Here is an 18450-nt window from a genome sequence, read left to right on the forward strand (position 1 = left end):
CTGGGCACTTCAGACCTCCACCGTGCCCCACTTCTCTGCTCTCAATGACCCGCCACCAGGCCGAGACGCGACATCGATGACGGGGCCACCGACCGGTCCACCAGCTGCTCGGGCGTCAGCCCGCCGCACTTCATCGGCAACGTCGTGCGCTGGAACTCAAGACGGTCTTCGAGTGCCGACCGCTCGTCCCGCGGCTTGGTGGGCGGTTCAGGTCGCTCGGGCGTGCTCCACGTGGTCATCCGGCCCATGGTGTCGCACCGGGCTGCACGACGGCTCACCGGCTGCCCGAGCGGCCGGTCGCGGCCCGGGCACAAGGCAACCCCGTCAGGGCAGCTCGTCGCGACGCCGCGTGAGGTAGGCGGTCTCGGCGGTGTTTCCCGCGAGCTCGATGGCGCGGTCGTACGCCGCCCGGGCCTGCCCGCTGCGCCCCAAGCGCCGCAGCAGGTCGGCCCGCGTGACGTGGTACGCGTGGTAGCCGGCGAGCGCGCCGTCCAGCTGGTCGACAGCAGCCAGGGCCACCTGCGGGCCGTCGAGCTCGGCGACGGCCACCGCGCGGTTGAGCGCGACGACGGGCGAGGCGTCGAGGCGCACGAGCTGGTCGTACAGCGCCACGACCTGCGACCAGTCGGTGTCGCGGATGTCGCGCGCCGAGGTGTGCACGGCGTTGATCGCGGCCAGCAGCTGGTAGCGCCCCGGCGCCTCACCGCTCGCCAGCCGCTCGCGCACCAGGCGGTGACCCTCGGCGATGAGCGCGGCGTCCCAGGCGGCGCGGTCCTGCTGGTCGAGCGTGACCAGCTCACCGCGCGCCGACACCCGGGCCTCGCGACGCGCCTCGATGAGCAGCATCAGCGCCAACAACCCGGCCACCTCGCCGTCGTGCGGCAGGAGGGCGCGCAGCAGTCGCGTGAGGCGGATCGCCTCGGCGGTGAGCTCCCGGCGCACCGGGGTGGTGTCGGCGCTCGTGGCGAGGTAGCCCTCGTTGAAGATGAGGAACAGCACCGCGAGGACGCCGGACACGCGCGCCGGCAGGTCGTCCGCCGACGGCACGCGGTACGGGATGCGCGCGGCCTTGATCTTCGCCTTCGCCCGCGTGATGCGCTGTCCCACCGTGGGCTCCTGCGCGAGGAATGCCCGCGCGATCTCGGCGACCGTGAGGCCGCCCACCAGGCGCAGCGTGAGCGCCACGCGAGCCTGCATCGCGAGCGCCGGGTGCGCGCAGGTGAACATCAGCCGCAGCCGATCGTCGTCCACGGCGCCGAGGGGCTGATGCGGTGAGTCGTCAGCCATGAGCCACGCCTGCCTCTGCTTGTCGTCCCGCTTGTTCTCACGGCGCAGCCGGTCGATGGCCTTGCGCGTCGCGGTCGTGGTGAGCCACGCCCCGGGGTTGGGTGGCACGCCGTCGGCCGGCCAGCGCTCGACCGCGGTCGCGAAGGCTTCGGCTGCGGCGTCCTCGGCGACGTCGAGGTCACCGAAGCGGCGCGCCAGCGCGCCCACCACCCGGGGCCACTCCTCACGATGGGCCCGGGCGACGACCTGCGCGGCGTCGACGTCCGTCACAGGAACGGGCGCACCTCGACCTTGCGGTTGCAGGCCCTCGACCCTTCCTTCGCAAGGCGCAGCGCGACGTCGAGGTCGTCGGCCGCGATGATCCAGAAGCCCGCGAGGAACTCCTTGGACTCCACGAACGGCCCGTCGCTGATCACCGTCTCGCCGCCCCGGTTGTCGATCACCGTGGCGGTGTCAGGCCCCCCGAGGCCACCCGCGAAGACCCAGTGGCTGCCGGCCTGAAGCCGCTCGTTGAAGACGTCGATCGCGGCCATCTCGTCGTCGGTGGCGAGGTCAGTGCCGTCGTGGATCACGGAAAGCAGGTACTGCATGTCGGCTCATCTCCTGTGCTGTGGGGCGCCCCTGCCGGGCGGCCGTCACCCCTTCTACGAAGCACTCGACCGCGATCCGACACGCTCACAGCGATCATCGCAGCAGCACGCGGATCCAGAGGTCACGCAGCAGTCGCTCGATGCCGGCATCGTCCAGCCCCCGGGCGGCGAGCAGCTCGAGGTACTCGGGGGCGTTGGTCGTCCACAAGACGTCAGCCACCTGGCGGTCGTCCAGGTCGTCGCGCAGCTCCCCAGTGGCGCGCAGCTCGGCGGCGAGCCGCAGCATGTTGTCCGCCCGTCGCTGCCCCAGCCCCTGCCACGCCTGCAGCGCCGACTCGTCGGACGCCGCCGCCTGTCGGAGGGCGGCGACCAGCGGGACGACGTCCGCCTGCAGGCGCGCCAACGCCGCGGCGTAGGTGGCGAGCTTGGCACTTGCCGTGGGCGCCTCGTGGATGGCCCGGACGTAGTCGCGTTCCTCCGCTGTCGTCAGCTCCGCCGCGGGGGTCGCGCGGGCCCGCCCCGCGAGCGCTTCGTCGACGAGCGCGATGAGCAGCTGCGGCTTGCGCCCCACCGCCGTGTAGACGGTGTCGACGACGACCCCGGCGCGCTGGGCGACGGCGGCGACCGTCGTCGCCGCGTACCCGCGGTCGCTGAACAGCGCTCTGGCCGCCTGCAGCACCGCCGTCCGCGTCGCGGCCGCCTGAGCCTGCCGCTTCAGGGAGCGGTACGGGCGGGGCTTGACCGGGCCAGACACGAGACCTACCTTAGCCATATTCGGCAGAAGCCCGTTCGGATGAATTCGTCGGACCGGTGCCGTCGACAGGACACGGAGGTGTCCGATGACCGACACAGCCACTCTCCCCCTCGCCCGCGCGGCAGGGACCGGCCCGGCCACCTGGGCCATGGGCTCGCTCTTCGAGCACCTGCTCACCGGCCCCGAGAGCGGCGGCGAGCTCGGGGTCTCGCTCGTCACCCAGCCCCCGGGCACCGCGACCCCCTGCACCGGCACACCCACGAGAGCGAGGCGTTCTACCTGCTCGAGGGCACGATGACCTACCGGGCGGGGGACGACGTCCACCACCTGGAGGCGGGCAGCTTCATCTACCTGCCCAAGGGCATCCCCCACGCCTTCCGCGTCACGGGGTCGACCCCGGTGCGGTTCCTCGGCCTCACGACGCCAGGCGCTCTGCTCGCGCTGTACGACGAGGTGGGCGTGCCGGCGACCGAACGGCGGCTGCCGGGTACCGACGGGCGCCCCCCGGCCGAGGAGATTGGCCGCTGGAACGAGATCGGGCCGCGCTACGGGCTGCAGGTCGTCGGGCCACCGATCCCCGAAGGCGCCTGAGCGCGACCTGACCCGAGCCGGCCTGGGTCACCAGGAGACGCCGGCCGCGGCGAGGGCCGCCTCGACCTCCAAGCGCGCCACCGGGTCGAGCGGCAACCCCGCGGGCACCGCGATCCCCACGACTTGCCCGGTCTCGCGCAGCACCGCGTCGTAGGCCATCGTCACCGAGCTGAGCCGGTGGTAGAGCGCCGGCGTGCGGCGGTCGCAACGACGCAGCCACGACAGCTCGCGATCGAGCCGGTGCAGGGCCGCGCACAGCCGCACGAACCGCTCGGCATCGCTCGTCCCGACCCGCAGGCGCCGCACACCGACCGCCTCGAGGGCCGCCTGCGCGGCTCGGACGGCGTGCTGACGCGCACCGGTGCGCGCAGGCCCCGCAGCCATGGGTCCAGTGTGCGCCCGCCGGCGCTCGCCCACCAGCGCCGTCTGCGAGAATGACTGCCCGTGCCCGACCTCCCCCTCACCACGCGCGTGGTGGTGCTCGCCGGCCCGTCGGGCAGCGGCAAGTCGCACCTCGCCGGCCGCCTGCAGCTACCCGTGCTGCGCTTCGACGACTTCTACCGCGACGGCGACGACCCCGACCTGCCCCGTGCCTTCGGCATCGTCGACTGGGACGACCCGGCGTCGTGGGACCGAGACGCGGCGGTGGATGCGGCCGTGACCTTGTGCCGCACCGGCTCGGTGGACGTCCCGCGCTACGACATCCCGACGTCCAGGGCCGTGGGGCACTACGTCGTGGAGGCAGCGCGCTCCCCGCTCGTGATCGCCGAGGGCATCTTCGCCGCCGAGACCATTCCGTTGCTCGCAGCGGCCGGGGTGCTGGCCGACGCCATCGCGCTCACCCACCGACCGCCGGTGACCTTCACGCGGCGGCTGCTGCGCGACCTGAAGGAGTCACGCAAGCCGCCGTTGACGCTGCTGCGCCGCGGCTGGGGCCTCATGCGCGCCGAGCCGGCGATCGTCGCCCGGCAAGTGCGCCTCGGCGCGAGCGCCTGCTCGCCCGCTGCCGCCGAACGCCGGATCCGCGCCCTGCTGCACACCTGAGGCTTCGGCTCACGCCATCGAGAGCAGGAAGGCGCAAGCGAACCCGGCCACCGTGACCAGCCCCACGAGGGCACCGGCGTGCTCCATCGCCTCGGGCATCATCGTGTCGGCCAGCATCGTGAGGATGGCCCCGGCCGCGAAGGCCTCGATCACCGCGATGACGTCGCCCGACGCCCCGCTCAGGACGCCGTAACCGAGGGCCGCCGCGATCGTCGAGGCGGCCAGCACAGCCAGCCAGAGCCCGAGGATGTAGCGGGTCGAGCGCCCCGCCTTGTGCATGCCGCTGGACGCCGACAGCGACTCGGGCACGTTCGACAGGAACACCGCGGCCACCACCGGGATGCCGACGTGGCCGCCCCCGATGAGGCTGACGCCGATGGCGGCCGACTCGGGGATGCCGTCGAGCAGCGCGCCGAGCACCAGCGTCGTCGGCCCTGCTCCCTCCTGGGGACCATTGGGGCTCTTGCGCCGGTGACCACCGTGCCGGTCGATGATCCAGTCACCGACGAAGAACACCACCGAGCCACCCACGAGGCCGAGGACGACCGCCACTCCGCCGGACTGGTTGTACGCCTCGCTGGTCAGCTCGAAGGCCAACGCGCTGATGAGGACACCTGCGCCGAAGGCCATGATGATGCCGATGACGCGGTTCGACGCACGCAGGTAGATACCGAGCAGCGCCCCCAGCAGGAGCGCTGCACCACCGACGAATCCCCACCAGGCTGCGAGAAGCACGCCGTGACGCTAGCGGGCCACCGACAGTCGCGCAGGTCGAGCGTGGGCGGCGGCGTAGCGAGCGGGCTGGGGCGCCGCCGACTCCCCGAAGAAGACGCTCCACGCGAGCACGATGGCGAGCGTCAGCACCATCAGCGACGGCACGCCCGTGGGCTGCTGGAGGAAGACGAGCAGGTAGCCGCCGTACGGCACGCCGGCGACGACGGCACCTTCGACGTTGCGCTCCGGGAGGGTCCAGGGGTCCGGGGTCCGGTTCGCGTCGCCCTTGGTCTTGATGCCGGCAGGGGTGATGTCGTGGACGCGGTGGGTGACGAGGCCGTCGATCGTCCGGAAGGTGATCACCTGGCCCACTCGCGGCTGGCCGGGTCGGGCCGGTGCGTCGAGGAGCAGCGAGCCGGTGGGGTACGTCGGGGTCATCGAGCCGGTGCGCACGGCGTAGAGCCGGTAGCCCTGGTGCCACCCCACGAGCCCGACGCACACCAGCGAGATGGCGAGCGCGGCCAGCAGCGACCAGACGACGGCGCTCCAAGACAGGCGCAGCTTCACGCGGGCTCCCTTCACCAGCGTCGACCTCCGGGACGGCGGGTGGGCGGGCGCCCGCGAACGGGCGCCCGCCCCATCATGCCGCTGCCGGCATGGTGTCGATCAGCTTCTTGCCAGGTTCGATCAGAAGTCGTCGGCGTTGGTCAGGTCAGGAGCGTGACCAGCCTGGACGGCGACGATCTTGAACGGGACGGTCGGGAGCGTGGTGTCCTGCGCGGTCCAGCGACCGGTGACGCCGAACTCCAGGGTCATGCTGCCGGTGCCGCCGCTGCTCAGGTTGGACGCGAGCTTGATGGCATAAGGAACACCGCAGTAGGGGATGGTGTCGTCGCGGTTGATCGGGCGAGCGCTGCTCCCACCGTGACCGTTGGCGTCGACCGCGCAGTGAGCCGGGTCGGCCGGGTTCTCGGCGTGAGCCAGGTTGTTCGACGTGAAGATCGTCGTCCCGTCGGCCTTCACCGCGAAGTGACCGAACCGACCGAGGCCGCCGTCCGGCCACGTGGGGTCGTTCTTAGCGCCGGTGAACTGGGCCACCTGCGTGTTGCTCTTGTCGAAGACCAGCCAGACGTCCGACTTGCCGCTGCTCTGGCTCACCTGGTAGGCGACGCTGTCGGTCTGGTAGTCGCCCGGCATGAGGTTCTGGAAGCTCATGTTGCGGTGGCCGCTGATGAGGTTGACGTTCAGGTGACCGGTGCTGGCCGCCATCTGGCCGTTCTCGCTGTCGGTGAACCACGCACCGGTGCCGGTGGCGGCGGTGGCGACGAGGGCCGCACCGGCGCCGAGGGTGCCGATGAACCCGGCGACCTTGACGATGTTCTTCTTGCTCACGCGTATCCCCTTGGAGCAGTAGCTCGAGCGCCGGTTTCGCCCCTGGCTCCCCACCCGACTGCAGGCGACCAATTGGCCGGGTGGCTCAGTGCCTCGCTCGGCGGCCGGACGACCCGACCACCTACCTCAACGGTGTCTGAGCGCGCCGCCCCGAACATCACCAGAATTGGGGAACTTCACCGCTCGCGGCCGCGCCACCCCGCGCGACGCGCCTGAGCTACCGCCTGCAGCTGCGAGCCCACGCCGAGCTTGCTCAGCACCGACTTGATGTGCGAGCGCACCGTGGCCTCCGACACCGTCGTCCGGGCGGCGATCGCACCCGCCGGCTCGCCCTCGACCAGCGCGGCCAGCACCGCCTCCTCGCGAGGCGTCAGGCGCCGGAAGGGTGCGAGCACCGTCTCGGACTCGTGCCGGTGATGGTCGGCCGCCCGCAACCACTCGGTGCGGTCGACCTCGCTCACCACCGGCTGTCCTTCAGCTGCAGCGCGGACGCCGGCGACGACGTCCTCGAGCGGTGAGCTCTTGGCCAGGACGCCGACCGCCCCGGCCAGTAGGCAGCGACCCCACCGCGCGCGGTCCGCCTCGGCGGTCAGCACCACGACGGTGTGGCCGTCGGCCACGAGCTCGGGCAGCAGGTCGTCGCCGTCCCGGGCGCCTTCGAGACTGAGGTCGAGCAGCACCACGCGGGGCGCCCACTGGCCCACGCGCAGCACCACGTCGTCGTGCGGGTCGACCAGCACGGCGTCGTAGCCGGCGTCCTGCAGCGCGATGGCGAGTGACTGGGCGAGGAACCGGTGGTCGTCGACCACTGCCACCCGAGCTGCGACCACGCGACTCAGCCCGCCTGCCGCTCGACGGACCCCGTCGACGTCGGGGCTGGCAGGCTGAGGGTCACGGTGAAGCCGCGCCCGGACGGCGCCAGCACCGTCAGCTCGCCCCCGGCCTCCCGCGCCAGCCGGCGCGACGACGCCAGCCCCACGCCCTGGCCTGCGCTGGATCCGCGCTGCAGGGGCAGGGCCGGGCCGTCGTTCGACACCTCCAGGTGCACCGTGCCGCGAGCAGAGACCACGCGCATCCGCACGCGGGTGCCGGGCGCATGGCGCACGGCGTTCTGCAGCAGGTTGTCGACGACCCGGCAGACGGCGTCGCGGTCGGCCCGGACGACGCCGCCGTCGAGCCGGGCGTCGACTACGAGCCCTCGCTGCCGCCAGGTGAGCAGCACCGGGCCCAGGGCGTCGTCGAGTCTCAGGTCGTCCGTCGCCGTCTCGCGACCGGCCGCGAGCATGCGCTCGACGCGGTCGAGCTCGGCGCGGGTGGCGCTCACCAGCTCGGCCCGCGTGGCGTCGTCCAGGGCCTCGGCGTTCGCTGCGAGCACGTCGCTGGCCGAGCGGATCGCGGCGAGCGCGTTGAGCGCGTCGTGGCGGCGTTCGCGCTCGCGTTGCACGGCGTCGCTGCGCTCGGCGAGCACCGCGAGCGTGCGCAGCGACCGCAGCGTGTGGGCGGTGAGCGCCGCCTTCAGGAACCCGGCGGCGAGCTGCGCGACCAGTGCGGCCGCCGCAGCAGCGCAGGCCACGGCAGCAGCCTGCGCGACCACCCCCGGCGCGGCGTGCAGCGTGAACGCCGCGCTGAGCAGCAGCCAGAACCCCACCAGCGGCCGCACCAGCGGGCTCGACGCCCGGCGCGTGAGCAGCAGCACCCGCAGTGCGACGCCCGCCGCGACCGCGGCGGGCACGAGCCGGGCGACGGTGAGGTGGCCCACCAGCCCGCCCTGCAGGGCCAGCTGGCTCGCGAGCACGCCGACCACGGCGATCACGATGAGCCGGACGAGCTCGTGCAGGGGCTGCAGCGTGGTGTCGACGATCGCGCCGTCGAGGGCCCGCGCCGACACGACACCTCCCGCGAGCAGGATGGCGGCGAGCACGAGCGGGCGCACGGTCGAGACCGGCTCACCGACGGCGCTGCTCAGGCGAGGGACCACCGAGACCAGCACGGCCGCAGCCAGCAGGCCCGTCCCGACGCGGCCGGGCGCCGCCCAGCCGCCCACGCGCCACGCCACGAGCAGGGCTACCCCCGCACCGAACGACACGGTCGACCACAGCGCCAGCGCCAGCGTCCACAGCTGCTCGCCGTAGAGCGGAGCCGAGTGCTGCACGGCGGCCGCGAGCAGGAAGGCGAGGGCGAAGGCCGCGGCGCTACCAGTGAGCAACCGGTGGGGCACCTCCACGGTGCGTGCGACGGCTCGGCGGTCGTGACCGCGGTACCGCACCCGCGCGTCGCCCGGCTCTTGTGCCATGCAGTGCCCTTTCTCCCGGTCAGAGAATGGCACTCACCAAGTGTTTGCGGATGCAGTTACTGAAATTGGCGCGATCTCGAAGAATGGTGCTGCTCAGCCGTCCGCGGTGCAGCGGCCGGGACGGGTGAGCACCCTGGCCCCGTCGTCGGTGATGGCGATCGTGTGCTCGGTGTGAGCGGTGCGACAGCCGGTGGCGCTGCGCAGCGTCCAACCGTCGGAGTCGGTCACGAGCTCGGCGGTGTCGGCCATCACCCAGGGCTCCAGGGCCAGCAGCAGACCGGGCCGCAAGCGGTAGCCGCGGCCCCGACGTCCGGCGTTGGCCACGTGCGGGTCCTGGTGCATCGTCGAGCCGATGCCGTGACCGCCGAACTGCAGGTTCACGGCATAGCCCGCCGCGGTGAGCACCTCGCCGATGGCGTGCGAGATGTCACCCACGCGGGCGCCCGGGCCGGCCACGGCGATGCCGGCCGCGAGGGCCCGCTCCGTCGCGTCGATCATCGCCAGGCTCCGCGGGGGCCGGGCCTCGCCGACGACGAAGCTGATGGCCGCGTCGGCAGCCACGCCGCCCAGCGTCACCGCGAGGTCGAGGCTGAGCAGGTCACCGTCAGCGAGCTGCGCGTCGTGCGGCCGGCCGTGCAGCACCGCGTCGTTCACCGACGTGCAGATGTAATGGCCGAACGGCCCGCGCCCGAACGACGGCGCGTAGTCGACGTAGCAGGACGTCGCACCCGCCCCGAGGATCAGCTCCTTGGCCCAGCGGTCGACGTCCAGCAGGTTCGTCCCGACGGCGCACCGCTCGCGCAGCGTCTGCAGGATGTCACCGACCAGCCGGCCGGTCACCTCGGCCTGAGCCAGCTGCTCGGCGTCCAGGATCTCGATCACGACGGAGCGCTCAGGCCTGGTCGAGCAGCGCGGCGTAGCCCGGCTTGATGACGTCGTCGATGAGGGCGAGCCGCTCGTCGAACGGGATGAACGCGCTCTTCATCGCGTTCACCGTCACCCACCGCAGGTCGGCCAGGTTCCAGCCGAGGTCATCGACGAGCAGCTGCATCTCGCGCGACATCGAGGTGCCGCTCATCAGGCGGTTGTCGGTGTTGACGGTGACGCGAAAGCGCAGCCGGGCGAGCAGGCCGATCGGGTGCGTCGCGATGGATGGCGCGGCACCGGTCTGGACGTTGGACGACGGGCACATCTCGAGCGGGATGCGCATGTCGCGCACGTACGCCGCGAGCCGGCCCAGGCTGACGTCCTCGGGGCGCGCGGCGGCGTCCGCTTCGGGGTCCGAGCCGTACGGGCGCGAGCCGATCCGCAGGTCGTCGACGATGCGCACGCCGTGCCCCAGACGGTCGGCGCCGCACCACTGGATCGCCTCCCAGATGCTCGGGAGGCCGAACGCCTCGCCGGCGTGGATCGTGAAGTGCGCGTTCTCCCGGCGCAGGTACTCGAACGCGTCGAGCGAGCGGGTGGGCGGGAAGCCCGCCTCGGGTCCGGCGATGTCGAAGCCGACGACGCCCAGGTCGCGGTAGCGGACGGCGAGGCGCGCGATCTCCATGTGGTTGGCCGCCTGGCGCATGGCGGTCACCAGCGTGCCGACGCGGATCCGGTGCCCGGCGGCGGCTGCGGTCGCCTCACCCTGGCGAAAGCCCTCCAGCACCGCCTCGACCACCTCGGCGAGCGACAGCCCGCCCTGCAGGTGCTGCTCGGGGGCGAAACGCACCTCGGCGTACACCACGCCGTCGGCGGCGAGGTCCTGGGCGCACTCGCTCGCGACGCGCACGAGCGACTCGCGAGTCTGCATCACGCCCACCGTGTGCGCGAAGGTCTCCAGGTAGCGCTCCAGCGAACCTGAGTCGGCCGACTCGCGGAACCACACGCCGAGCGCCGCGGCGTCGGTCTCCGGAAGCGCGTCGTAGCCGGTCTCGCGCGCGATCTCGATGATGGTCTGCGGGCGCAGCCCGCCGTCGAGGTGGTCGTGCAGCAGCACCTTGGGTGCGCGGGCCACGGGCTCGGAGATGGTGACGTCTTCCACGCACCGCAATCTAGTGGTCGCCCGGGGCGGCGCAGGCACCGGAGCCGGGCGACGGGCCATTGGGACACTGGAGGGGTGTCGATACCACCCGTCCCCGAAGGCGTCCGCGAACGGCCTCGACCGCAGTGGGTGCGCCAGCACCGGCACGGCGGGTGGTTCGCGGTGGCGGCGGTCTGCTTCGGCGCCTTCATGGGTCAGCTCGACGCCAGCATCGTCACCATCGCCTACCCCGAGCTCTCGCGGAACCTCGGCGCCCCACTGGGCGCGGTGGAGTGGGTGTCGCTGTCGTACCTGCTCACCCTGGCGATGCTGCTGCTGCCGGCCGGTCGCTGGTCGGACGCCCTGGGCCGCAAGCGGTTGTACCTGTGGGGGTTCGTGGTCTTCACCGTCGGCTCCTTGGCCTGCGCGCTGGCACCCACCCTCGGCTGGCTGGTCACAGCGCGCGTGGTGCAGGCCGTCGGTGCCGCGCTGCTGCAGGCCAACAGCGTCGCCATCGTGACGACGAGCGTGCCCCCGGCCCGCACTCACGCGGCCCTCGGCATCCAGGCCGGCGCGCAGGCACTCGGACTCGCGCTGGGCCCGACGCTCGGCGGGGCGCTCATCGCCGCCGGTGGCTGGCGGACGGTGTTCTGGGTGAACGTGCCCGTCGGCGTGGTGGCCTACGTCGTCGGCACGGTCTTCATCCCCCGAACGCGTCACCTGCGGCCCACCGGACGCTTCGACGCCCCGGGTGCGGTGCTGCTCACGGTGGCGGCGGGGGCGCTGCTCGCTGCCGCCTCGGGGATCTCCGGTGCCGGTTGGCCGTTGCCCGTGGTGGGGCTGCTCGCCGTCACTGCGGTCGTCGCGGCCGGCCTGCTCGCTCTGGCCGAGCGACGGGTCGACGAGCCGCTGCTCGACCGTGTCGTCCTGCACTCCCCCGGGGTGCGCCGGGGGCTCGTCGGGGCCCTGCTGGCCTACCTCGTGCTGTTCGGGCCGCTCGTGCTCGTGCCGGTCGAGCTCGACCGGCTCGGCACCGGCAGCCTCGCCACCGGGCTGCTGCTCAGCGCGCTGCCGGCCGGCTTCGCCGTCACGGCCCTGAGCGCCGGCGTCCTGCCGCGGTCCTGGTCGAGCCGCCTGCGCGTTCGCCTCGGCGGGGCCCTCGCGACCGTGGGGCTGGTCGGCGTCGCGCTGCTGCCGCTGACCACCGGGTGGCTGCCGCTGGCCCTCCTGGTCACGGGCCTCGGAGTGGGCCTGGTGACGCCGGCCAACAACGCCTCGATCATGGCCGCCACACCCGCGCAGGCCGCTGGCACCGCCGGCGGCCTGATCAACCTCGCCCGTGCGTTCGGCACGGCTCTGGGGGTCGCGGTCGTGTCGCTCGCCGTGACGACGGTCGCCGGGGCCACCGGCGCCCAGGTGGCCGCGCTCGTGCTCGCGGCGCTCGCGCTGGTGCTCTCCGTCAGCAGCTGACGGCGGCGTGCCGCCGTCAGTCCTCGCGGTGCGCGAGGTCGGGGCTGAACGCCGGCAGGCACACCGCGACGTACTCGGCGCCCTCGTCGCCCACGGAGTAGCGCACGGTCTCTCCCTTGCGGGTCACCACCGCCTGCCCGGCCGGCACCTCGAGCACCCCGCCGTCGTGCTCGACGCGCACGGAGCCGGCCAGCACCAGCGTGATCTCGTCGAAGTCCGGCGCCTGCGCGGGCTCGTCCCAGCCGGCGGGCGCCTTCATGTGCGCCACCGACACCGCGGCCTCACCGGTGGTGGCGCGGCCGACGTACTCGTCGATGACCTTGCCGCCGGGCACAGGGATGCGGGTGGGGGCGTTGATGAGCTCAGGCATGGCGCCGAGCCTACGCCGAGGGCGGGTCGACTCAGGAGGCGGCGATGCGGTCGACCACCAGCGGCAGCAGGTCAGGACGGTCGCCTTCGGGAGCGATGAAGTAGCCACCCTCCAGCGCCTGCAGGGCCCGTTCGAAGCGCTCGGGGGTGTCGGTGTGCAGGGTCATGAGCGGCTCACCGCCGCGCACCGTCGCGCCGGGCTTGGCGTGCAGCTCGACCCCGGCACCGGCCTGGACGACGTCCTCCTTGCGGGCGCGTCCGGCGCCGAGGCGCCAGGCGGCCACGCCCACAGCCAGGGCGTCGAGCTGGGTGAGCACGCCGTCAGCCGGCGCCATCACGACGTGGGTCTCCTTCGCCGTGGGCAGCGAGGCGTCCGGGTCGCCGCCCTGCGCGGCGATCATGCGGCGCCACACGTCCATCGCGCTGCCGTCCCGCAGCTTGTCGGCTGGGTCGACGTCGTCTCGGCCCGCGGCGGCGAGCATCTCGCGGGCCAGGGCCAGGGTGAGCTCGACGACGTCGTCCGGGCCGCCACCCGCCAGCACCTCGAGCGACTCGCGCACCTCCAGCGCGTTGCCGGCGGTGAGGCCGAGGGGGGTCTGCATGTTCGTGAGCAGCGCGACCGTCGTGACCCCAGCGTCGGTGCCGAGGTCGACCATGGTGCGGGCGAGCTCGCGGGCGTCGTCCACCGACTTCATGAACGCGCCCGAGCCGACCTTGACGTCGAGCACCAGCGCGCCGGTGCCCTCGGCGATCTTCTTGCTCATGATCGAGCTCGCGATCAGCGGGATCGCCTCCACCGTGCCCGTGACGTCGCGCAGCGCGTACAGCTTCTTGTCGGCCGGGGCGAGGCCGTCGCCGGCGGCGCAGATGACCGCGCCGACGTCGTCCAGCTGGGCGAGCATCTCGGCGTTCGTGAGGCTCGCGCGCCAGCCGGGGATCGACTCGAGCTTGTCGAGGGTGCCGCCGGTGTGGCCGAGACCGCGGCCCGACAGCTGCGGGACGGCGACACCGCACGCGGCCACGAGGGGGGCCAGCGGCAGGGTGATCTTGTCTCCCACGCCGCCTGTCGAGTGCTTGTCGGCGGTGGGGCGCGACAGCGACGAGAAGTCCATCCGCTCACCGCTCGCGATCATCGCGGCGGTCCACCGGCTGATCTCCGCGCGGTCCATGCCGCGCAGCAGGATCGCCATCGCCAGCGCCGACATCTGCTCGTCGGCGACCACTCCGCGGGTGTAGGCGTCGACGACCCAGTCGACCTGCTCGTCGCTCAACCGCTGGCCGTCCCGCTTGGCGCGGATGACGTCGACGGCGTCGAAGGCTTCGCTCATGATCTGATCCTCGTACTCGGGGGAGGTGTGGTCACGGCAGTTCGCGCCCGGCGCAACGCCCGGCGGCCCCTGCTCGCGCCGCCCAGCCCGGTTTGCGCCGTCAGGGCCGCTTTGCGCAGCTCAGCCGCGGCTGTGATGGCGGAGGCAGCGGTGCCTGCGCCGCTCAACCCGAGGCCGGACGGCGCAAAGCAGTCTGGGTGGCGCAAAGCAGTCTGGGGGGCGGAAGGGTGAAGGTCAGCGGGTCTCGAGGTCGGTGACGCCGAAGGCGTCGGGCAGCACCTCGGTCATCGCCTTGATGCCGGACGGCGTGTCGACCAGGCAGGTCGGGCCACCGTTCTCCCACAGCAGCTGCCGGCACCGGCCGCAGGCCATGAGCGGCTGCCCGGCCCGGTCGACGCACGCGACGGCGACCAGGCGGCCGCCGCCGGTGAGGTGCAGCTGGCTGACCATGCCGCACTCGGCGCACAGCGCGACACCGTACGCGGCGTTCTCGACGTTGCAGCCGCTGACGATCCGCCCGTCGTCGACCAACCCCGCGACACCGACGGGGAAGCCGGAGTACGGCACGTAGGCGTGGTGCATCGCTTCCACCGCGGCCGCTCGCAGCGCTTCCCAGTCGACGTCCAGCTCAGCCACGTCAGCCACCTTCGCCTCGCCGGTAGCGCAGACCGTCGGCCGCCGGCATCCGCAGCCGTTGCGACGCCAGGCTCAGCACGAGCAACGTGGCGACGTACGGCGTCATGCCGGTGAAGTCGGACGGCACCTCGTCAGTGAGCAAGTACCACAGCAGCAGCCCGACAGCGCAGGCGGTCGCGACGAGCGTCGTCGCGAGGTTCGCCCGGCGCAGCACCCGCACGGCCACCAGGCCGAGCAGGATGAGGAACAGCACGAGCAGCAGGGCGTGCACGCTCTCACCACCCCGACGCAGCTGGAGCGCGTCGGTGTAGCCGAACAGCGCCGAGCCGGCGAGCAGGCCGCCGGGTCGCCAGTTGCCGAAGATCATGGCGGCGAGGCCGATGAAGCCTCGGCCGCCGGTCTGCCCGTCGCGGTAGGCGCTGGCCGCGACCTCCGCGAGGAACACGCCACCGATGCCGGCGAAGGCACCCGACGCCACGACCGCCGCGTACTTGTAGAGGTAGACGTTGACGCCCAGCGACTCTGCCGCCACCGGGTTCTCACCGCAGCTGCGCAGCCGCAGCCCGAAAGCCGTGCGCCACAGCACGAAGAACGACCCGATCACGAGCAGGATCGCGATCAGCGTGAGGATCGACATGCCCGTCGTGACGCCGCGCACGATCGCCGCCAGGTCGGACACGAAGAACCAGTGCTTGTCCTCGATCGTGCCGAGGCCGTCGGAGACACCGGGGATGGTCAGCGTCGGCAGGTCGCCGATCGGCGGGGACTGCGTCTTGCCGCCGCCGGGGTGACCCACGAACGCCAGGCCGGACAGGTACTTCACGGCGCCGGCGGCGAGCAGGTTGATCGCGACACCGGAGACGATGTGGTCGACGTTGAAGGTGACCGTCGCGACGGCGTGCAGCAAGCCGCCGAGCGCTCCGAACACGATGCCTGCGGCCAGGCCGGCCCACGGCCCCCACTGGTAGCCGGCGAAACCAGCGCCCCAGGTGCCGAAGATCATCATGCCCTCGAGGCCGATGTTGACCACGCCCGAGCGTTCCGACCACAGACCGCCGAGCGCCGCCATGGCGATCGGGACGGCGAGACCGATGGCCGCGGCGATGGTGCCGCTGGACGCGATGTCGTTGGCGCCGGTGACGGCCCGCACGGCGGCGAGCGCCACGACGGCGCCGAGCCCCAGGAGCGCCCACGTGCCCGCACCGATGCGTCGGCGCCTGGTCGGCTCATCGACCGGGGTGGGGGCACCTGCGGCTGCCGCGACCTCGACGCTCATACCGTCACCTCCTGAGCCGTGCCGCCTGGTCTGGGCGGGCTGCTCTCGTGGTCACCGAGCTCACGAGCCACCTTGCGCTGCTCGGCGACGACGCTGTACCGGCGCACCATCTCGTAGGCGATCACGACCGACAGCACGATGATCCCCTGCATGATCTTGACGACCTCGGGTGCGACGTCCGCCAGGATCTGCAGGGGGTTGCTCGCGACGTCGAGGTAGGCGAAGAGCAGTGCGGCGACGGCGACACCCACCGGCGAGTTCCGACCGACCAACGCGATGGCGATGCCGGTGAAACCGAGGCCGGCGGGGAACGACAGGTCGTAGGTGTACGTCTTCCCGAGCAGCTCGGGCAGGCCGACGAGGCCAGCGACAGCGCCGCTCAGCACCATCGAGGCGACGATCATGCGCTTGACGTTGACTCCGCTCGCCACCGCTGCCGTCGCCGAGCGCCCGGTGGCCCGCAGGTCGAAGCCGAACCGGGTGCGGCTGATCAGGTACCAGTACCCCACACCCACGAGGGCCGCGACGATGACGAAGCCGTAGGCCTTCACGGGCGCGTTGGGCAGCAGCGTGAAGCCGGGCATGCGCCCCGACTCCGGGATCGACGGCGTGGAGATGTTGTTGCTCGCCGCCTCACCGGACGCCACCCGGCGCAGCAGGTAGGCCACCAGGCCGCCGGCGATCGCGTTGAGCATGATCGTCGAGATCACCTCGCTGACTCCGCGCCCGACCTTGAGCAGACCCGCGATCGCGGCCCAGGCCGCGCCGACCGCCATGGCGACCACGATCACCACGAGGATGTGCAGCGGCTTCGGCAGGTTGATGGCACCACCGACGACGGCGGCCGCGAACACCGCGAGCCGGTACTGGCCGTCGACACCGATGTTGAACAGGTTCATCCGGAAGCCGATGGCCACCGCGATCGCCGACAGGTAGTACGTCGTGCCGAGGTTGATCGTCGTCATGAGGTTGCGCGGCATCACGCCGGGCAGACCGCCGGTGACGAGGGTCTTCCAGGTGACCCAGACGGGGTCGCCCGCGGCGAGCAGGATCACGCTGGTGACCACCACCGAGAAGGCCACGGCCAGCAGCGGTGCCGCCAGCGCCAGCCCGATGCGGCTCAGGTCGCGGTTCTTCATGACTCGCCCTCCGTCGACGCGCCGGTCATGGCGGAGCCGAGCTGCTCGGGGGTGACCCGCGCGGGGTCGAACTGGCCGACGAAACGGCCGCGCAGGATGACGTGGATGGTGTCGCTGAGGCCGATCAGCTCGTCGAGGTCGGCGGAGATCAGGAGCACGGCGAGGCCGGCGGCCCGCGCGCGGCGGATGTGGTCCCAGATCGCCGCCTGCGCGCCGACGTCCACCCCGCGGGTGGGGTGCGCCGCCAGCAGGACGACCGGGTCACCGGACAGCTCGCGCCCGACGAGCAGCTTCTGCTGGTTGCCCCCCGACAGCGAGCCCGCCGTGACGTCGATGCTCGGCGAGCGGACGTCGTACTCGGCGAGGATGCGCTCGGTGTCCCTGCGAGCGCCGCCGCGGTCGATGAGCGGTCCTCGCGACGACGGCTCCTGGGTCTGGTGGCCGAGGATGCGGTTCTCCCACAACGGCGCATCGAGCAGCAGACCCTGTCGGTGGCGGTCCTCGGGGATGAAGCCGATACCCGCCTCACGGCGGCGGCGCGTCGTCCACTCGCTGATGTCCTGCTCGCCCAGCAGCACCTGGCCGGTCTCGGGGTCACGCAAGCCCATGATGGCGTCGACGAGCTCGCCCTGGCCGTTGCCCTCGACGCCGGCGATGCCGAGGATCTCGCCGCGGTGGATCGTGAAGCTGATGTCCTCCAGCAGCGCCCGGGCGCCGGCGCGCAGGGTGAGATCGCGCACCGTGAGCATCGGGACGTCGGTGACGGTCGACTCGGTGGTCTGCGGGCTCGGCAGCTCGCTGCCCACCATGAGCTCGGCGAGCTCGCGTGACGTCGTGCCCTCGGGGTCGACGGTCGCCACGGTCTCGCCGCGGCGGATGACGGTGATCGAGTCGGCGACCGACAGCACCTCGTCGAGCTTGTGCGAGATGAAGATGACCGTGAGCCCCTCGGCCTTGAGCTCTCGCAGGTTGGCGAAGAGCTCGTCGACCTCCTGCGGCACCAGCACCGCCGTCGGCTCGTCGAGGATGAGGGTGGTCGCCCCGCGGTAGAGCACCTTCAGGATCTCGACGCGCTGGCGGTCGCCGACCCCGAGCTCCTCCACGAGCACATCGGGCGCGACCTCGAGGCCGTAGGCGTCGCTGAGCTCGCGGATGCGGGCACGGGCCTTGTCACCGATGCCGTACAGCTTCTCGGCACCCAGCACGACGTTCTCGAGCACCGTGAGGTTGTCGGCCAGCATGAAGTGCTGGTACACCATGCCGATTCCGGCCTCGATGGCGTCGCTGGGCGAGCCGAAGGTCTGGGTGCGGCCACCTACCTCGATCGTGCCCTCGTCCGGACGCTGCACGCCGTAGAGGATCTTCATCAGCGTCGACTTGCCCGCGCCGTTCTCGCCGACCACCGCGTGCACGGTGCCCTTGCGGACCTCGAACGTCACGTCGCGGTTGGCCACGACGCCCGGGAAGCGCTTGGTGATCCCGGTCAGCCGGACGGCCACCTCACCGGTGGCGGCGTCCGCCGCGGGAGCGGCTGCAGTGGACAGGGGGTCCTCCTCACG

20 protein-coding genes and 1 pseudogene are annotated in these 18450 nt (G+C 72.4%); 3 read left to right on the forward strand and 18 right to left on the reverse strand.

Translation table 11 applies throughout. The features are described from left to right. Positions 1-41: 41 nt before the first annotated feature. The 4 genes from ASD06_RS03000 to ASD06_RS03015 all read right to left on the reverse strand — a co-directional run bounded on the left by ASD06_RS03000 (position 42) and on the right by ASD06_RS03015 (position 2631). Positions 42-239 carry a DUF664 domain-containing protein gene (locus tag ASD06_RS03000; protein ID WP_157371454.1) on the reverse strand — a complete coding sequence of 66 codons (198 nt, stop codon included), beginning with the start codon at positions 237-239 and terminating at the stop codon, positions 42-44. 85 nt (positions 240-324) lie between these two features. Beyond that, positions 325-1557, reverse strand: a complete 1233-nt coding sequence (locus ASD06_RS03005) for an RNA polymerase sigma factor (protein ID WP_056672679.1) — start codon at positions 1555-1557, stop codon at positions 325-327. After that, positions 1554-1877, reverse strand: a complete 324-nt coding sequence (locus ASD06_RS03010) for a YciI family protein (RefSeq protein ID WP_056672681.1) — start codon at positions 1875-1877, stop codon at positions 1554-1556. The genes ASD06_RS03005 and ASD06_RS03010 overlap by 4 nt, the downstream gene beginning before the upstream one ends. Positions 1878-1971: 94 nt before the next feature. Continuing rightward, positions 1972-2631 (reverse strand): TetR family transcriptional regulator, encoded by a 660-nt coding sequence (locus ASD06_RS03015; protein ID WP_056672683.1) that lies wholly within the window; start codon positions 2629-2631, stop codon positions 1972-1974. 39 nt (positions 2632-2670) lie between these two features. Between ASD06_RS03015 and ASD06_RS18320 the strand changes: the two genes are divergently transcribed. After that, positions 2671-3222 (forward strand): cupin domain-containing protein, encoded by a 552-nt coding sequence (locus ASD06_RS18320; RefSeq protein WP_082537614.1) that lies wholly within the window; start codon positions 2671-2673, stop codon positions 3220-3222. Positions 3223-3249: 27 nt separating this feature from the next. Here ASD06_RS18320 and ASD06_RS03030 read toward each other — a convergent pair whose 3' ends face one another. Next, on the reverse strand, positions 3250-3606 hold the full coding sequence (locus tag ASD06_RS03030; RefSeq protein ID WP_056672689.1) for a hypothetical protein: 357 nt from the start codon (positions 3604-3606) through the stop codon (positions 3250-3252). 60 nt (positions 3607-3666) lie between these two features. Here ASD06_RS03030 and ASD06_RS03035 point away from each other — a divergent pair, with 60 nt between their 5' ends. Next, on the forward strand, positions 3667-4266 hold the full coding sequence (locus tag ASD06_RS03035) for a uridine kinase (RefSeq protein ID WP_056672691.1): 600 nt from the start codon (positions 3667-3669) through the stop codon (positions 4264-4266). 9 nt (positions 4267-4275) lie between these two features. Here ASD06_RS03035 and ASD06_RS03040 read toward each other — a convergent pair whose 3' ends face one another. The 7 genes from ASD06_RS03040 to ASD06_RS03070 form a co-directional block, all read right to left on the reverse strand. Next, positions 4276-5001: a ZIP family metal transporter gene (locus ASD06_RS03040; protein ID WP_056672693.1), complete on the reverse strand. Its 726-nt coding sequence runs from the start codon at positions 4999-5001 to the stop codon at positions 4276-4278. Positions 5002-5010: 9 nt separating this feature from the next. Further along, positions 5011-5547, reverse strand: a complete 537-nt coding sequence (locus tag ASD06_RS03045) for a signal peptidase I (RefSeq protein WP_162248032.1) — start codon at positions 5545-5547, stop codon at positions 5011-5013. A gap of 120 nt (positions 5548-5667) precedes the next feature. Next, on the reverse strand, positions 5668-6372 hold the full coding sequence (locus ASD06_RS03050) for a hypothetical protein (protein WP_056672697.1): 705 nt from the start codon (positions 6370-6372) through the stop codon (positions 5668-5670). Between the two features lie 176 nt (positions 6373-6548). Next, positions 6549-7202 (reverse strand): response regulator, encoded by a 654-nt coding sequence (locus ASD06_RS03055; RefSeq protein ID WP_082537616.1) that lies wholly within the window; start codon positions 7200-7202, stop codon positions 6549-6551. A 5-nt stretch (positions 7203-7207) separates the two neighbouring features. Further along, entirely contained in the window at positions 7208-8665 is a 1458-nt protein-coding gene (locus ASD06_RS03060) for a sensor histidine kinase (RefSeq protein WP_056672702.1), read from the reverse strand. A gap of 93 nt (positions 8666-8758) precedes the next feature. Further along, a complete protein-coding gene (gene map / locus ASD06_RS03065; protein WP_056672704.1) occupies positions 8759-9547 on the reverse strand; it encodes a type I methionyl aminopeptidase in 789 nt (262 codons plus the stop codon). 10 nt (positions 9548-9557) lie between these two features. Continuing rightward, a complete protein-coding gene (locus tag ASD06_RS03070; RefSeq protein ID WP_082537617.1) occupies positions 9558-10754 on the reverse strand; it encodes an adenosine deaminase in 1197 nt (398 codons plus the stop codon). Between the two features lie 15 nt (positions 10755-10769). Between ASD06_RS03070 and ASD06_RS03075 the strand changes: the two genes are divergently transcribed. Beyond that, a complete protein-coding gene (locus tag ASD06_RS03075; RefSeq protein ID WP_235502187.1) occupies positions 10770-12143 on the forward strand; it encodes an MFS transporter in 1374 nt (457 codons plus the stop codon). Positions 12144-12159: 16 nt separating this feature from the next. On the opposite strand, the gene ASD06_RS03080 is transcribed toward ASD06_RS03075, so the two are convergent. The 6 genes and pseudogenes from ASD06_RS03080 to ASD06_RS03105 all read right to left on the reverse strand — a co-directional run bounded on the left by ASD06_RS03080 (position 12160) and on the right by ASD06_RS03105 (position 18435). Next, on the reverse strand, positions 12160-12513 hold the full coding sequence (locus ASD06_RS03080; protein ID WP_056672708.1) for an AraC family ligand binding domain-containing protein: 354 nt from the start codon (positions 12511-12513) through the stop codon (positions 12160-12162). Positions 12514-12544: 31 nt separating this feature from the next. Then, positions 12545-13840: a thymidine phosphorylase gene (locus tag ASD06_RS03085; RefSeq protein ID WP_056672710.1), complete on the reverse strand. Its 1296-nt coding sequence runs from the start codon at positions 13838-13840 to the stop codon at positions 12545-12547. A 243-nt stretch (positions 13841-14083) separates the two neighbouring features. Beyond that, positions 14084-14467 (reverse strand): annotated as a pseudogene (locus ASD06_RS03090) (cytidine deaminase); the annotation flags it as partial. Positions 14468-14477: 10 nt separating this feature from the next. Next, positions 14478-15752, reverse strand: a complete 1275-nt coding sequence (locus tag ASD06_RS03095) for an ABC transporter permease (protein ID WP_056672712.1) — start codon at positions 15750-15752, stop codon at positions 14478-14480. Further along, positions 15749-16891, reverse strand: a complete 1143-nt coding sequence (locus tag ASD06_RS03100) for an ABC transporter permease (protein WP_056672715.1) — start codon at positions 16889-16891, stop codon at positions 15749-15751. The genes ASD06_RS03095 and ASD06_RS03100 overlap by 4 nt, the downstream gene beginning before the upstream one ends. After that, complete coding sequence (locus ASD06_RS03105; protein WP_056673107.1) at positions 16888-18435, reverse strand: ABC transporter ATP-binding protein; 1548 nt, start codon at positions 18433-18435, stop codon at positions 16888-16890. Before ASD06_RS03105 ends, ASD06_RS03100 begins: the two co-directional genes overlap by 4 nt. Positions 18436-18450 lie beyond the last annotated feature (15 nt).

It is taken from the genome of Angustibacter sp. Root456 (assembly GCF_001426435.1).
GTDB lineage: Bacteria > Actinomycetota > Actinomycetes > Actinomycetales > Angustibacteraceae > Angustibacter.

What these genes read in the sequence shown, in the direction of transcription:
- ASD06_RS03030 (WP_056672689.1), bottom strand. Translation starts at nt 3,606, where the DNA reads ATGGCTGCGGGGCCTGCGCGCACCGGTGCGCGTCAGCACGCCGTCCGA.
- ASD06_RS03000 (WP_157371454.1), bottom strand. Translation starts at nt 239, where the DNA reads ATGACCACGTGGAGCACGCCCGAGCGACCTGAACCGCCCACCAAGCCG.
- ASD06_RS03100 (WP_056672715.1), bottom strand. Translation starts at nt 16,891, where the DNA reads ATGAAGAACCGCGACCTGAGCCGCATCGGGCTGGCGCTGGCGGCACCG.
- ASD06_RS03070 (WP_082537617.1), bottom strand. Translation starts at nt 10,754, where the DNA reads ATGGCCCGTCGCCCGGCTCCGGTGCCTGCGCCGCCCCGGGCGACCACT.
- ASD06_RS03080 (WP_056672708.1), bottom strand. Translation starts at nt 12,513, where the DNA reads ATGCCTGAGCTCATCAACGCCCCCACCCGCATCCCTGTGCCCGGCGGC.
- ASD06_RS03060 (WP_056672702.1), bottom strand. Translation starts at nt 8,665, where the DNA reads ATGGCACAAGAGCCGGGCGACGCGCGGGTGCGGTACCGCGGTCACGAC.
- ASD06_RS18320 (WP_082537614.1), top strand. Translation starts at nt 2,671, where the DNA reads ATGAATTCGTCGGACCGGTGCCGTCGACAGGACACGGAGGTGTCCGAT.
- ASD06_RS03010 (WP_056672681.1), bottom strand. Translation starts at nt 1,877, where the DNA reads ATGCAGTACCTGCTTTCCGTGATCCACGACGGCACTGACCTCGCCACC.
- ASD06_RS03095 (WP_056672712.1), bottom strand. Translation starts at nt 15,752, where the DNA reads ATGAGCGTCGAGGTCGCGGCAGCCGCAGGTGCCCCCACCCCGGTCGAT.
- ASD06_RS03085 (WP_056672710.1), bottom strand. Translation starts at nt 13,840, where the DNA reads ATGAGCGAAGCCTTCGACGCCGTCGACGTCATCCGCGCCAAGCGGGAC.